Source organism: Novosphingobium piscinae (assembly GCF_014230355.1).
GTDB classification, from domain to species: Bacteria; Pseudomonadota; Alphaproteobacteria; order Sphingomonadales; family Sphingomonadaceae; genus Novosphingobium; species Novosphingobium piscinae.
This window is the reverse complement of sequence record NZ_JACLAX010000002.1, coordinates 154,595-167,776: the sequence shown is the minus strand read 5'-3', so window position 1 is coordinate 167,776 and position 13,182 is coordinate 154,595. Positions and strand designations below refer to the sequence as shown.

Sequence of the window (13,182 nt, the reverse complement as noted above, 5' to 3'; positions counted from 1 at the left end):
CCGCAATGCCGACCCTAGAGCAGGGGCCGGTCCGGAGGCAACCTGACCATACCGGCCATCCCCGGCTCCCGCTGTGCCAGCCTCGCGGCAGACCCAGACAGCAGAGGGGCCGGAGCGTTTCCGCTCCGGCCCCTGCCATGTGTGCCGTTGCTCCGGCGAAGCGTCAGTACACCCGCTTCTTCGGCTTGATGTAGTCAACGTCATCGGTGAGCGTGAACTCGTGGACCGGACGGTAGTCGATCCTGACCTCGCCGCCCTTGCCGCCCCAGCCATTGAACCAGGTGGCGGTGTGCTTCATCCACTCGGCGTCGTTACGGTCAGGGAAATCCTCGTGGGCGTGGGCGCCGCGGCTTTCCTTGCGGTTGTGCGCGCCGTGCAGCGTCACCGTGGCCTGGCTGATCAGGTTGTCGAGCTCGAGCGTCTCGATCAGGTCCGAGTTCCAGATCAGCGACCGGTCGGTGACCTTGATGTCTTGCATCCGCGCATAGGTCTGGGCCAGCTTGTCCTTGCCCTCGGCCATCAGTTCGTCGGTGCGGAACACCGCGGCGTGGAGGCTCATCGTGCGCTGCATCTCGGTGCGGATCTCGGCGGTCGACGAGCCGCCGTTGGCATGGCGGAAGTGATCCAGCCGCGACAGCGCCATGTCGGCCGAGTCCTTGGGCAGTTCGGCGTGGGCCGAGCCGGGCTTGATGATCTCCTTGAGGCGATGCCCGGCGGCGCGGCCGAACACCACGAGATCGATCAGCGAGTTCGAGCCGAGGCGGTTGGCGCCGTGCACCGACACGCAGGCGGCCTCGCCCACCGCGAACAGGCCGGGAACCACGGTCTCGGGATTGCCGTCGGCCCCGATCGTCACGACCTCGCCCATGTAGTTGGTGGGAATGCCGCCCATGTTGTAGTGCACGGTCGGCACCACCGGCAGCGGCTGGCGGGTCAGGTCGACGCCGGCGAAGATTTTGCCACTTTCAGTGATGCCCGGCAGGCGCTCGGCCAGCACCTTTGGATCGATGTGGTCGAGGTGCAGGTAGATGTGGTCCTTGTGCGGACCGACGCCGCGGCCCTCGCGGATTTCCATCGCCATCGAGCGCGAGACGACGTCACGGCTGGCAAGGTCCTTCGCGGAGGGGGCATAGCGCTCCATGAAGCGCTCGCCCTCGGAGTTGGTCAGATAGCCACCCTCGCCGCGCGCGCCCTCGGTGATCAGCACGCCCGCGCCGTAGATGCCGGTGGGGTGGAACTGAACGAATTCCATGTCCTGCAGCGGCAGGCCGGCGCGCAGCACCATGCCGCCGCCGTCGCCGGTGCAGGTGTGGGCCGAGGTGGCGGTGTAGTAGCACCGCCCGTAGCCGCCGGTGGCGAGCACGACGGCGTGCGACTTGAAACGATGGATCGAGCCGTCATCCAGGCAGATCGCGATCACGCCGCGGCACTGCCCGTTCTCCATGATCAGGTCGATCGCGAAGTATTCGATGAAGAAGTCGGCCGCGTACTTCAGGCTCTGCTGATACAGCGCATGGAGCATGGCATGACCGGTGCGGTCGGCCGCGGCGCAGGTGCGCTGCACCGGCGGGCCTTCGCCCATGTTCTGCATGTGTCCGCCGAACGGGCGCTGGTAGATCGTGCCATCGGCGTTGCGGCTGAACGGCACGCCGGCGTGCTCGAGCTCGTAGACCGCCTGGGGCGCCTCGCGGACCATGTATTCGATCGCGTCCTGGTCACCCAGCCAGTCCGACCCCTTGACGGTGTCGTACATGTGCCAGGTCCAGTGGTCGGGCGTGTTGTTGCACAGCGAGGCGGCGATGCCGCCCTGGGCCGCGACGGTGTGCGAGCGGGTCGGGAAGACCTTGGTGATGCAGGCCGTGCGCAGGCCGGCCTCGGCGGCGCCCATGGTGGCGCGCAGGCCCGAGCCGCCCGCGCCGACGACCACCGTATCGTAGGTGTGGTCGATGATCTTGTAGGCAGGCGCGGTCATATCAGGCTCCGAGCGCGAGGCGGACGATGGAGAGGACGCCGAAGGCGGCGCCGGCGAAAGCGAACAGATCGAGCGCCAGCAGGAAGAACAGCTTGCTGCCGTGCTCGTGCTGGTAGTCCTCGATCACCACCCGCAGCCCGGCCCGGGCGTGCCAGAAGTTGACGATGACGAACAGCACCATGGCCGTCGCCGGCAGCGGCGCCGAGATCCACGCTTTCACCGTCAGGTAGTTGTAGGCGGGCAGCAGCAGCAGCGAGACCAGCAGGTAGAGCGAGACGATCAGGCTGGCGAGACCGGTGACGCGCTCCTGCAGCCAGGTGCCGGCACCGCTGTGGGCCGAGCCGAGGCCGCGGACGCGACCGATGGAGGTTCCATTACCCATGATCTGGTTCCTTAGCGCGCGAGGATGAGGGCCCAGGTGGCCACGGTCAGCAGGATCGAGAAGACGATCGTCAGCACCGACCAGCGAGCGTTGGTCTCGAGCTCATAGCCCGCGCCGATGTCGAGCACATAGTGGCGGATGCCGGTGGCGGTATGCTGCCAGAAGGCCCAGGTGAGCCCGACGAGCACGGCCAGCCCGACCGGGTGGCCCATGCACTTGACGAACTGGGCGTAGGCCTCCGGCCCGCTGGCGAGAGCGCCCAGCCAGTACAGCAGCACGCCCAGACCGGCGAGCGACAGGCCGGCGCCGGTGACGCGGTGCAGGATCGAGACGAGCATTGCCGGACCCCAGCGCCAGATCTGCAGGTGCGGCGAGAGCGGACGGTTGCGGGCGCCAACCTTGTTAGCACTGGCCATTGTCGCGGTATTCCCCAAGTTGCTTCGGCATTTCACCGACTTCAGGCGGCGGGTTACCCCGTTCCGCGCGACCTCCCTTAGTGATTCCGCGCTGCGGCGCAAGCGCTAGCCGACCGCCCCCGTACCAAGGCGCAGGTGCCCGCCGAACGCGACACAAAGCGGTACAGGCGCTTTGCTCCGGCGCCGGTTCGCCCTATGCAGCCGCCATGCCCCTGATTGCCCTTCTCCTCGCGGCGGCCCTCGCCGCTCCTGCTCCCACGGCCGTTCCCGCCTCAGAAACCGCTCCTCAATCCGCCCCTGTCCAGACCGTGCCGCAGGCCTGTGCCGGCCGCGATGGCTGGAGCGAGCCGGCCGTGCCGCAGCGCGTGTTCGGGAATACCTGGTACGTCGGCACCTGCGGCATCGCCGTTGTGATGATTTCCTCGCCCAAGGGCCTGGTGGTGATCGACGGCGGCCCGCGCGATGCCGGGCGACTGGTGGCCGACAGCATCGTGCGGGCGGGTTTCCGCCTGCGCGACGTGCGCTGGATCCTGTCGAGCCACGAACATCACGACCATGCCGGCGGCATTGCCGAGCTGCGGCGGCTCACCGGGGCCAAGGTGGCGGCCACCGCGCCCAATGCCGCTGTCCTGCGCACCGGCGTCCCCGCGGCCGACGATCCGCAGGCGGGCGATCTTTCGCCGTTCGAGCCGGTCCCGGTCGATCGTGTGCTGGCCGATGGCGAGGTGTTCCGGCTGGGCCCGCTGGCGATTACCGCCCATGCCACGCCGGGGCATTCGCCGGGATCGACCAGCTGGACCTGGCGCAGCTGCGAGGGGCGGATCTGCCGGGCCATGGCCTATGCCGATTCCATCTCGGCAGTGGCGGCGCCAGGCTACAGCTTCACGGCGCACCCAGACTATGTCGCGCGGTTCCGTCGAGCCCTGGCCACCGTCGCCAGTCTGCCCTGCGACCTGGTGATCACCCCCCATCCCGTGGCCAGCAACCTGTTCGATCGCCTGGCCGGCAAGGCGCCGCTGGCCGCCACCGGGGCCTGCCGGCGCTATGCCGCGCAGGGCCTGGCCGGCCTGCAAGCGCGGCTGGCCCGCGAGGAGCAGGACGCGAAGGCGGCAGGAGGCCGGCGATGAGCTGGAAGATCACGGCCCATGCCCCGCGTTCGGTGATCGAGGCCGCGCTGGTCGCGCACGAGGACGTGTTCGACTGGAACCCGGACATCGTCATCTCGGGCAGCGAGATCGCCGAAGATCGGCCCGACGACTGGCGGCTGGAGGCCTGGCTGCCGGACCAGCCCACCGCGGCCGACCTCGCCGCGATCGCAGGCCTGTTTGCCGATGGCGCGCCGGAGCTGCTGGTCGAGCAGTTGCCCGAGACCGACTGGCTGACGCTGTCGCAGCAGGACGTCCAGCCGATCCGCGCCGGCCGTTTCCACGTGCACACGCCCGAACACCCTGCCTCGTCCGAGCCCGGACTGCGCGATTTCGTCATTCCTGCCAGCCAGGCCTTCGGGACCGGGCAGCACGCCACCACGGCCGGCTGCCTGACCATGTTGACGACCATGCGGCAGCGCGGCGGGGTCGTCCGCAACTGCGCCGATATCGGCACCGGAACCGGGCTGCTGGCCTTCGCCGCGCTGGACCTCTGGCCGCGCACCCTCGCCACCGCGAGCGACATCGACCATGTCTGCGGGGCCGTCGTGCTCGACAATGCGGCGGCCAACGGCGTGCCGATCGGAGCCGGACCGGGCCAGCTGACCATGCTGATCGCCGATGGCATGAACCACCCGCTGCTCGACGCCCGCGGACCCTATGATCTGGTGATCGCAAACATCCTGGCCGGGCCGCTGATCGGACTGGCACCGGATTTCTCGCGCCATCTTGTTCCGGGCGGACACCTCGTCCTCGCCGGCCTGCTCGAAACCCAGGAGGCCGCGGTCCGCGCCGCCTGCCGCCGCGCCGGACTGCGCCTCGCCGCACGCCTGGTCCGGGGCGACTGGTCGATCCTGTGGCTGCGCAAGCGGGCGGGGGCGGCCATCCGATCGGGTCGGGCGGTCACTACCGGAACGTGGCGGGACTGAGGCTCTCGCCTGGTCTGGCTGTCATTCGTTGGACACTGACATGCGTTCTACGATTTGGACACCGCCTTAGGTTGAACTGCTTAATCAGCGCGCAACACCCTGCACCAAAGTTCAGGGTAAGCACTCCCGGTCGCTACTGGGGACGTTTGCCATGTTGCGCTGGTTTGAACAGATTGCGCCCATCAGAACAAAATTCCAGGTCATGCTCGCGGTCCACGGAACGCTCTCCGGACTCGGGCTGATCGCCACCTTCGCCGCCCGAAGCGCCCCTGACAGCTGGTGGCCAGTCATCCTTGCGGCGGCGGGGGTGATCGCCACGCTGCTGGCCGTCCCCACCTTCAGCCGGCTGGTTTGCAAGCCCTATGTCGACACCGTGGTCCGCATGGAAGCGCTCGCGGCCGGCGATATTGACAGTCCCGTGCATTACACCGAGCACCAGGACTGCGTCGGACGCATGACCAAGGCGATGGCTGTCTTTGCCGGCCATAGCCGGACGATCCGCACCTCGGAAGCGACGTTCGAGCGCCTGGTGGGCACGATGCGGCAAGGGCTGCAGCACCTCGCCGACAAGGACCTTGGCTTCACCCTGACCGAACCGCTGCCACCCGAGTACGATCAGCTCCGGCTCGATTTCAACCGTGCCACGGCTGCGCTGCGCCAAACGATCGAAAGCGTGCTCGAAACCGCCTACGACATCCACGCCAACGCTTCCGAGATCCGCGCCGCGACCGATGACCTGTCGAGCCGCACCGAGCAGAACGCCGCCGCGATCGAAGGCACCACACGGGCGATGAACGAGGTCAGCAGCGGGGTCCAGGCCAACGCCGGTTCCGCCGCCGAGGTCAACGGCACGGTCGCCGCCGTCCATGGCGAGGCGAGCGAAGGAGGACGTATCGTCGAGCGGGCAGTCGCGGCGATGCAGGCGATCCACGAATCCGCACAGGAGATCTCGAAGATCGTTGGAGTGATCGACGGCATCGCCTTCCAGACCAACCTGCTGGCGCTCAACGCCGGGGTTGAGGCGGCCCGGGCCGGGGATGCCGGCAAGGGCTTTGCCGTGGTCGCCAACGAGGTGCGCGCGCTCGCCCAGCGTTCTGCCGAGGCGGCGCAGGAAATCAAGACACTGATCGGCAAGTCGAATGGACAGGTCGAGCAGGGAGTCACTCTGGTGGGCGAGACCGGCACCGCCCTGGCCAAGATCGTCGAGCGCATCGGCGAGGTCCAGGGCAGCGTCCGCTCGATCGCCGACACGGCAGGGCGCCAGGCGACCAACCTCGCCGAGGTCAACGGCTCGATCGGCGCGATGGACCGGATGACCCAGCAGAACGCCGCGATGGTCGAGCAGAGCACGGCGGCGGCGCGGGGCCTCGCCGACCGGGCCGACCAGCTGACCCAGCTGGTCGAAGCCTTCCGCACCGGGCGCTCCGTCCAGACTGCACGGTCGCCACGGGTCCAAGCCCCCGCGCCCGTCCAGCGTACGGAACCGGCTGGCGCGCCGCGTGCCAAGGCGGCGCCGCTCACCGCACCGCCCGCCCGTCGCCCGGCCGCGCCGGTGGTGTCCGGGAACCTCGCGCTGGCTCCGGCTGACGCGGAGGACTGGTCCTCGTTCTAGCGGTGGCAATCCCGACCCGGACCGGTCGGGGCAGCCCACCCGCGACCTACTTCGCCGGCTTGCGGAAGCGCAGCACCATCTGATCGGTTGCGTCGTGCAGCTTGAACACCGGCTGGGTGTGATCATCCTCGGCGCGGCGCAGGCTCATGTCCTCGTCGTCCAGCACGAAGCCGGCCTTGAGCACGGTGCTGATCACCGCAGCCTCGTCGATGCGATGTAACGTGCCGGTTTCGCTGGTGCCGGTTCCCGCAGCGCCGCGGTGGTCGACCACCAGATAGGTCCCGCCCGGCTTGAGCGCGGCAAACACCGCCGCATTGGCTGCATCGGCGTTGCCTCCGCGCAGGAACAGGTCGTGGTAGTTCTGGCTGGTCCAGACCATGTCGAGCTTTTCCGGTGCGGCCAGCCCGTCGCCGCGCACCAGCTTGACGTTGGAATAGGTCTTCAGGATCGGATCGAACCGCTCGGTCATCCGGTTGGCGCCGCTGCCCGGCAGCCATGCATAGACGGTGCCGCGCGCGCCCACGGCCTTGGCGAAGACGCGGGTAAAATAGCCGTTGCCAGGCAGCAACTCACCGATCTTCAATCCCGGGCGGACCTGGGCGAAGGCCAACATGTCAGCCGGCTTGCGCGCCGCATCGCGGGCCACATCATCGGCCGGACGGGCCTTGTCGGCCACCGCGGCGACAATCGGAGCGGCCGGCTTGGCGGCGGCGGGGACGGTCAGCACAAGCGCTGCCGCGCCGGCCAGCAGGGTTGCAATCACGCGCATGTGCAGTCTCCTCCAAAAGCGGGCGATCAGCCCGCGGCTCTCACGATCTCGGCCCACCCGGCCTCGTCGATGACGGAAATTCCCAGCGCCTCGGCCTGCTTCAGCTTCGACCCGGCCCCGGGTCCGGCCACGACCAGATCGGTCTTGGCCGAAACCGACCCGGCTGCCCGGGCGCCCAGCGCCTCGGCCTGGGCCTTGGCCTCGTCCCGGCTCATGGTCTCGAGCTTGCCGGTGAAAACCACGGTCTTGCCCGCCACCGGGCTGTCCCTGGTCTCGACCACATAGTCCGGCGGGGTCACCTCGGTCAGCAGATCGTCCCACACCGCGACGTTGTGCGGTTCATGGAAGAAATCGCCCAGCGCCTCGACCACCACCGGGCCGACTCCTTCGATGCCGAGCAGTTCAGCCCGGGCATCGGCCACCTCGGGCAGGTCGGCGGCCGGGATCGGGGCGGCGAACAGATCATCCGCCATAGGTGCCGTGACACGGATCGCATTGGCCCGTTCGGCCACGGCCCGCAGCGCTGGCAGGGTGACGAAACGCTTCATCAGGTCGCGCGCGGTCACGGCGCCGACATGGCGGATGCCCAGCCCGAACAGCAGCCGCGCGGCATCGGGGCTGCGCTTGGCCTCGATCGCAGCCAACAGGTTGTCCACAGACTTGTCCTTCCACCCCTCGCGCCCGACGATGTCATCGCGGCGCCGGCGCAGGCGGAAGATGTCGGCCGGGCTTTCGAGCCAGCCGAGCGCGAAGAACTCGGCGATGGTCTTTTCGCCCAGCCCCTCGATGTCGAGCGCGGCCCGGCTGACGAAGTGCCGCAGCCGCTCGGTCCGCTGGGCCGGGCAGACCAGTCCGCCGGTGCAGCGCACATCGACTTCGCCCTCCTCGGCCACGGCTTCGGAGCCGCACTCGGGACAGTGCCCCGGGAAGGCGAAAGGATCGCCGGGTGCATCGCGGGTCAGGTTCTCGACCACCTGCGGGATCACGTCGCCGGCGCGCTGCAGCACTACCCGGTCTCCCACCCGCACGCCCAACCGCGCGATCTCGTCGCGGTTGTGCAGGGTCACATTGGTGACGGTCACGCCGCCGACCGAGACCGGGCGCAGCCGCCCGACCGGGGTGAGCTTGCCGGTGCGGCCGACCTGGATGTCGATCGCCTCCACCGTGGTCTCGGCCTGCTCGGCCGGGAACTTGTGCGCCAGCCCCCAGCGCGGCGCCTTGGCGACGAAGCCCAGACGGCCCTGCCACTCGAGGCTGTCGACCTTGTAGACCACACCGTCGATGTCATAGGGCAGATCGGCCCGCTGCGCGGCTATGCGCCGGAAATGGTCGAGCGCCTCCTGCGGATCGGCACAGCGCACCAGCAGCGGCGAGACCGGCACCCCCCAGGCGGCGATCCGTCGCATCATCGCGAACTGCCCCGTTTCGGGCAGCGCCGAGGCCGCGCCCCAGCCATGCGCAAGGAAGCGCAGCGGGCGGCTGGCGGTGACCCTGGCATCCTTCTGGCGCAACGATCCGGCGGCGGCATTGCGCGGGTTGGCGAACAGCTTCTCGCCCTTCTCCTCTTGCGCTGCATTCAGCGCGAGGAAATCGGCCTTGGCCATGTAGACCTCGCCGCGGATCTCGAACACCGCGGGCACGTCTCGGCTGAGCTGCTGCGGAATGTCGGCGATATGGGCGACATTGGCGGTCACGTCCTCGCCCACCTGGCCGTCACCGCGGGTGGCGGCGCGGACCAGCCGGCCCGCCTCGTAACGCAGCGAGCAGGACAGCCCATCGATCTTGTCCTCGGCGGTCAGGACCACCGCGGCGTCCTCGGCCAGGTTGAGGAAACGGCGCACCCGCGCGACGAAATCGCGCACGTCCTCATCGCTGAAGGCATTGTCGAGGCTCATCATCCGCACCTCGTGCGTCACCTTCGACAGGGGCGAGGCCGAAACCTCGTGCCCGACCTGGCGCGAGGGGCTGTCGGCGCGGACGAGATGGGGAAAGGCCGCCTCGAGCGCGGCATTGCGCCGAACCAGCGCGTCGTAGTCGGCGTCGGAGATCTCCGGCGCATCCTCGGCATGGTAGCGCCGGTTGTGATGCGCGATCTGCCGGGCGAGCCGCATCAGCTCATTGGCGGCCTCGGCCTCGCTCAGATCGGCCGGATTCACGCGGCTGCCCCCAGGACTGTCACCACCATCCCGCGCCGGATGCGGAAACCGAGGGTTTCGTACAAGCGGATCGCGCTGGCGTTGGCGGCATAGCTGTGCAGAAAGGCCTGGTCGCCGCGCGCTGCGAAGCCCGCCACGACCCGCCGGATCAGCCGCGCCGCCAGCCCCTGCCCGCGGAACTCAGGCCAGGCGCAGACCCCGCTGACCTCGGCCAGCCCGGCGGCAGGGCGCAGCCGCTCGCCCGCCATGGCTGCCAGCCGCCCCTCGCGCCGGATCCCGTAGAACGGCCCATAACGGCGGGTCGCCGGCCCCCACGGGCCCGGCCGGGTGGCCTCGGCCAGAGCGGTCATGGCAGCGGCATCACCCTCGTCCAGCGCGACGATCTCGGGATCATCGGCTGCCCGATCGACCGGGCCGTCGGCCACCATCTGCACCAGCGGGGCGGTGCGGATCACGCGGGTGCCGGGCGGTGCGGCAAAAGCTTCAGGCTCGACGAGCCACAGCTCGTCGGTGGCGGCGAGCAGCCCGGCCAGATCGCCGCGGGCATCGCCCGGCGCGGCAGCGAAGGGGCCATAATCCGGAACGATCCGCAGCGCCTGGCCATGGCGGCGGGCAAGATGGGCCTGCGGCCCGGTCAGGCCATGCCACACCGGAAAGTCGAGCGCCGCGATCATGGCTCAGGCCTGCTCGAGCAGGCGATCGGCCTGGGCCCGGGCCTCGGGGGTCACCTCGGCGCCGGACAGCATCCGGGCGATCTCCTCCTGCCGTCCCGCCGGATCGAGCAGGGCCACCGAGGTGCGCGTGACCGTGCCCTCGCTCGACTTTTCGATGAAGTAGTGCCGGTTGCCCCGCGCCGCGACCTGCGGGCTGTGCGTGACGGCAAGCAATTGCCCGCCCTGCGCCAGCCGCGCCAGGCGCTCGCCGATCGCGCTGGCCACAGCCCCGCCCACGCCGCGGTCGATCTCGTCAAAGATCACGGTTGCCGCACCGCCTTCCTCGGCCAGCGCCACCTTGAGCGCCAGGATGAAGCGTGACAGTTCGCCGCCGCTGGCGATCTTGCCAAGCGGTGCAAAATCGGCGCCGGGGTTGGTGGCAATCAGGAACTCGACCGCGTCCATCCCGGTGCTGCCCCAGCGGTCCTCGGGCAGGCGCAGCACCTGGGTGCGGAACCGCGCCGCATCGAGCCGCAAGGGGGCCAGCTCGGCCGCGACCGCCCGGTCGAGCCGCTGCGCCGCCTCGACCCTCAGCACCGACAGCGCCTCGGCCCGCGCCTGATAATCGAGCTGGGCGTCATGCGCGGCGCGCGCGAGGGCGGCGACCTCCTCCTCGCCCCCCTCGATGGCATCAAGCTGGGCACGCAACGCCAGCATGCGATCGGGCAGATCATCCACCGTGCAGCCATGCTTGCGCGCCGCGGCACGCAGCTCGAACAGGCGGGTCTCGATCCGGTCCAGCGCGGCCGGATCATGGGCCAGCGCCTCGGCCGCCGCGGCCAGCCGGTCCTCGGCCTCGCCGGCCTCGACCACGGCCCGGTCGAGCGCCTCGAGCGCCTCGGTCAGCAGCGGGTGCTCCGCCGCGATGCGATCGAGCCTCCGTGCCGCGCCGCGCAGCTGGGCCAGCGCCGAATCCGAACCAGCCCAGAGGTGCTGGAGTTCGGCCAGATCACCGGCGAGCCGTTCCCCCTTCTGCATCGCGGCGCGGGCGAGCGCGAGCTCGGCCTCCTCGCCAGCGAGCGGCTGCAGTGCCGTCAACTCGGTCAGATGGGCCAGCAGCAGGTCCTGATCGGCCGCCGCCTGCGTCAATCGGGCGCGCAGCACGGCCAGGCGATCCTCCGCCGTCCGCCACGTGCGCCAGGCGGCCTCGACCCCGGCAGCATCGGCGCGGGCATAGCGATCGAGCAGGGCGCGATGGCCGCGCGGGTTGACCAGGCCGCGATCGTCGTGCTGGCCATGCAGCTCGACCAGGAACGGCGCCAGCTCGCGCAGCAGCGCGACGCCCACCGGTTGATCGTTGATGAAGGCCTTGCTGCCCCCGTCGGGGCGCAGCTGGCGGCGCACGATCAGCGGCTCGCCGGGTTCGAGCTCAACCTCGGCCTCGGCCAGGGCTGCTTCGATCCCTTCGGGCAATACGGCGAAATCGAAGCTTGCCGAGACCGCCGCCTTGTCCGCGCCGGCACGGACCAGCCCACTGTCGGCCCGATTGCCCAGCACCAAGCCCAGCGCGTCGAGCAGGATCGACTTGCCAGCGCCAGTCTCGCCGGTGAGCACGCCCAGCCCGCGCCCGAACTCCAGGTCGAGCGCTTCGATCAGGACAATGTTGCGGATCGCAAGTCTGGTCAGCATCGGCAGGCCATCTGTTCGCGCGACGTTCTAGCGAAGGCAAGCGGGGAGGTCACGGGCGATCATCGCGCCGGCCGAAACTTTCCACCATTGTCGCCACCCTCGTCCCGGCCCCTATGTCCCGGCCCCTGTGTCCCGGCGCCTGTCCGGAACAGTGGGTGGGCGACCATGCGGGACTGGCTGCGGCGCCACGCTGTCGCAGGTACCAGCCTGCGCCGGCCTGACGAGCCTTGGGAACAGGTCAGCACTCCACCCCAGCAAATGCAGAGATCCCTGTTCCCACCAGGCTGTGCCGAACGCACAAAAAACCCCCGCCGAAGCGGGGGTTCCTTGCGCTCCAGCCAAGGGGCAGGCTCAGAGCCCGGCGATCGCCTGGTCAACCAGCGCCTTGTCGGTCGCGGCATCGTTGCGGGCGCGGATCAGGGTGCCGGCGGCTCCCGCCGCGGCCGCTGCGGCGCGGGCGCGCAGGTCCTGCACGGCGGCCAGTTCGGCGGCGGAGATCTTGTCCCCCGCCATCTTTTCGCGGCGCGCGATCAGGTCGGTGGTGTCGACCTCGGCCTTCTTGACGATCGCCTCGGCCTCGTGGCGGGCATGGTCAAGCATCTCGGCCGCCTCACGTTCGGCGTTGGCGATCTTGTCGGCATACTCCTTGCGGAGCGCTTCGGCCTCAGCGCGCAGCTGCTTGGCCTCGTCGAGCTGGTGGCGAATCTCGGCGATCGACTTGTCGAGCCCGGCGGTAATCACGCCCGGCACCTTCTTCCACACCATGACGATGATCAGGACGGTCATCGACAGGGCGACGAACCAGCCCGCGCCGAAACCGGCGACGGTCGGCTCAGCCGCCTCGTGCCCGCCCGCATGCTCGGCAGCGGCGGCGAGGAGGGTCAGGAGATCAGCCATGGAGCAGTTCCTTCACGGCGACGCGCGCGGCGTCCTGATCGACCGCCAGGCCGGCCAGACGTGAGACGATATCCCCCGCCGCCTCGGCAGCCACGGTCTCGATCTCGTCGAGGGCCCCGGCACGGGCAGCGGCGATGCGGGCCTCGGCCTCGGCCAGACGGGCGTCAATCGCCCGGTTGGCCTCGACCAGTCGGACTTCGGCGGCCTTGGCCGCTTCGGCCTTGGCCGTGGCGATCAGCGCCTGGGCTTCCGCCCGCTGGCGGCTGGCCTGGGTGCGCCATGCCTCTTCCTGGGCATCGGCCGCCTTGCGCGCGGCATCGGCCGCCGCGAGATCGGCGGCGATCTGCTTGTCGCGCGAGTCGACCGTCGCCATCACCTTGGGGACCATGCCCCGGCCGACGACGAAGAAGACGAGGCCAAAGAACACCAGCAGCCAGAAGATCTGGCTGGAATAGGTGGTGGCCAGCTGAGCTATCTGAGGCATTGCACAGGTCCCGGGCTGGAACGGGTCGGCCTGCCGACGGGACACAACCGTCGGCAGGCGATCAGTCCGTCAACGTCG

12 protein-coding genes are annotated in these 13,182 nt (G+C 69.7%); 3 read left to right on the top strand and 9 right to left on the bottom strand.

All coding sequences use genetic code 11. The features are described 5' to 3' along the window. Nucleotides 1-163: 163 nt before the first annotated feature. Genes sdhA through sdhC form a run of 3 tightly spaced genes read right to left on the bottom strand, consistent with a single transcriptional unit; the run spans nucleotide 164 to nucleotide 2,770 of the window. Nucleotides 164-1,972, bottom strand: coding sequence for a succinate dehydrogenase flavoprotein subunit (sdhA, locus tag H7F53_RS02705; protein WP_185677943.1), 1,809 nt, complete (start codon nucleotides 1,970-1,972; stop codon nucleotides 164-166). 1 nt (nucleotide 1,973) lies between these two features. Continuing rightward, on the bottom strand, nucleotides 1,974-2,354 hold the full coding sequence (gene sdhD / locus H7F53_RS02700; protein WP_185677942.1) for a succinate dehydrogenase, hydrophobic membrane anchor protein: 381 nt from the start codon (nucleotides 2,352-2,354) through the stop codon (nucleotides 1,974-1,976). An 11-nt stretch (nucleotides 2,355-2,365) separates the two neighbouring features. After that, nucleotides 2,366-2,770: a succinate dehydrogenase, cytochrome b556 subunit gene (sdhC, locus tag H7F53_RS02695; protein ID WP_185677941.1), complete on the bottom strand. Its 405-nt coding sequence runs from the start codon at nucleotides 2,768-2,770 to the stop codon at nucleotides 2,366-2,368. A gap of 206 nt (nucleotides 2,771-2,976) precedes the next feature. Between sdhC and bla the strand changes: the two genes are divergently transcribed. From bla to H7F53_RS02680, 3 genes are all read left to right on the top strand, one after another. After that, nucleotides 2,977-3,897, top strand: a complete 921-nt coding sequence (gene bla / locus H7F53_RS02690; RefSeq protein WP_185677940.1) for a subclass B3 metallo-beta-lactamase — start codon at nucleotides 2,977-2,979, stop codon at nucleotides 3,895-3,897. Continuing rightward, nucleotides 3,894-4,844 (top strand): 50S ribosomal protein L11 methyltransferase, encoded by a 951-nt coding sequence (locus tag H7F53_RS02685; RefSeq protein ID WP_185677939.1) that lies wholly within the window; start codon nucleotides 3,894-3,896, stop codon nucleotides 4,842-4,844. The genes bla and H7F53_RS02685 overlap by 4 nt, the downstream gene beginning before the upstream one ends. A gap of 202 nt (nucleotides 4,845-5,046) precedes the next feature. Further along, nucleotides 5,047-6,456 carry a methyl-accepting chemotaxis protein gene (locus H7F53_RS02680; RefSeq protein ID WP_246438440.1) on the top strand — a complete coding sequence of 470 codons (1,410 nt, stop codon included), beginning with the start codon at nucleotides 5,047-5,049 and terminating at the stop codon, nucleotides 6,454-6,456. Nucleotides 6,457-6,502: 46 nt separating this feature from the next. Here the strand turns inward: H7F53_RS02680 and H7F53_RS02675 are convergent, their stop codons facing one another. The 6 genes from H7F53_RS02675 to H7F53_RS02650 all read right to left on the bottom strand — a co-directional run bounded on the left by H7F53_RS02675 (nucleotide 6,503) and on the right by H7F53_RS02650 (nucleotide 13,104). Further along, nucleotides 6,503-7,225 carry a class I SAM-dependent methyltransferase gene (locus tag H7F53_RS02675; protein WP_185677937.1) on the bottom strand — a complete coding sequence of 241 codons (723 nt, stop codon included), beginning with the start codon at nucleotides 7,223-7,225 and terminating at the stop codon, nucleotides 6,503-6,505. A gap of 26 nt (nucleotides 7,226-7,251) precedes the next feature. Continuing rightward, nucleotides 7,252-9,336 (bottom strand): NAD-dependent DNA ligase LigA, encoded by a 2,085-nt coding sequence (gene ligA / locus H7F53_RS02670; RefSeq protein ID WP_221773550.1) that lies wholly within the window; start codon nucleotides 9,334-9,336, stop codon nucleotides 7,252-7,254. A gap of 41 nt (nucleotides 9,337-9,377) precedes the next feature. Further along, complete coding sequence (locus tag H7F53_RS02665; RefSeq protein ID WP_185677935.1) at nucleotides 9,378-10,055, bottom strand: GNAT family N-acetyltransferase; 678 nt, start codon at nucleotides 10,053-10,055, stop codon at nucleotides 9,378-9,380. Between the two features lie 3 nt (nucleotides 10,056-10,058). Further along, on the bottom strand, nucleotides 10,059-11,723 hold the full coding sequence (recN, locus tag H7F53_RS02660) for a DNA repair protein RecN (RefSeq protein WP_185677934.1): 1,665 nt from the start codon (nucleotides 11,721-11,723) through the stop codon (nucleotides 10,059-10,061). A gap of 351 nt (nucleotides 11,724-12,074) precedes the next feature. Continuing rightward, nucleotides 12,075-12,620: a F0F1 ATP synthase subunit B family protein gene (locus H7F53_RS02655; protein ID WP_185677933.1), complete on the bottom strand. Its 546-nt coding sequence runs from the start codon at nucleotides 12,618-12,620 to the stop codon at nucleotides 12,075-12,077. Beyond that, nucleotides 12,613-13,104, bottom strand: coding sequence for a F0F1 ATP synthase subunit B family protein (locus H7F53_RS02650; protein ID WP_185677932.1), 492 nt, complete (start codon nucleotides 13,102-13,104; stop codon nucleotides 12,613-12,615). Before H7F53_RS02650 ends, H7F53_RS02655 begins: the two co-directional genes overlap by 8 nt. Between the last annotated feature and the right edge of the window lie 78 nt (nucleotides 13,105-13,182).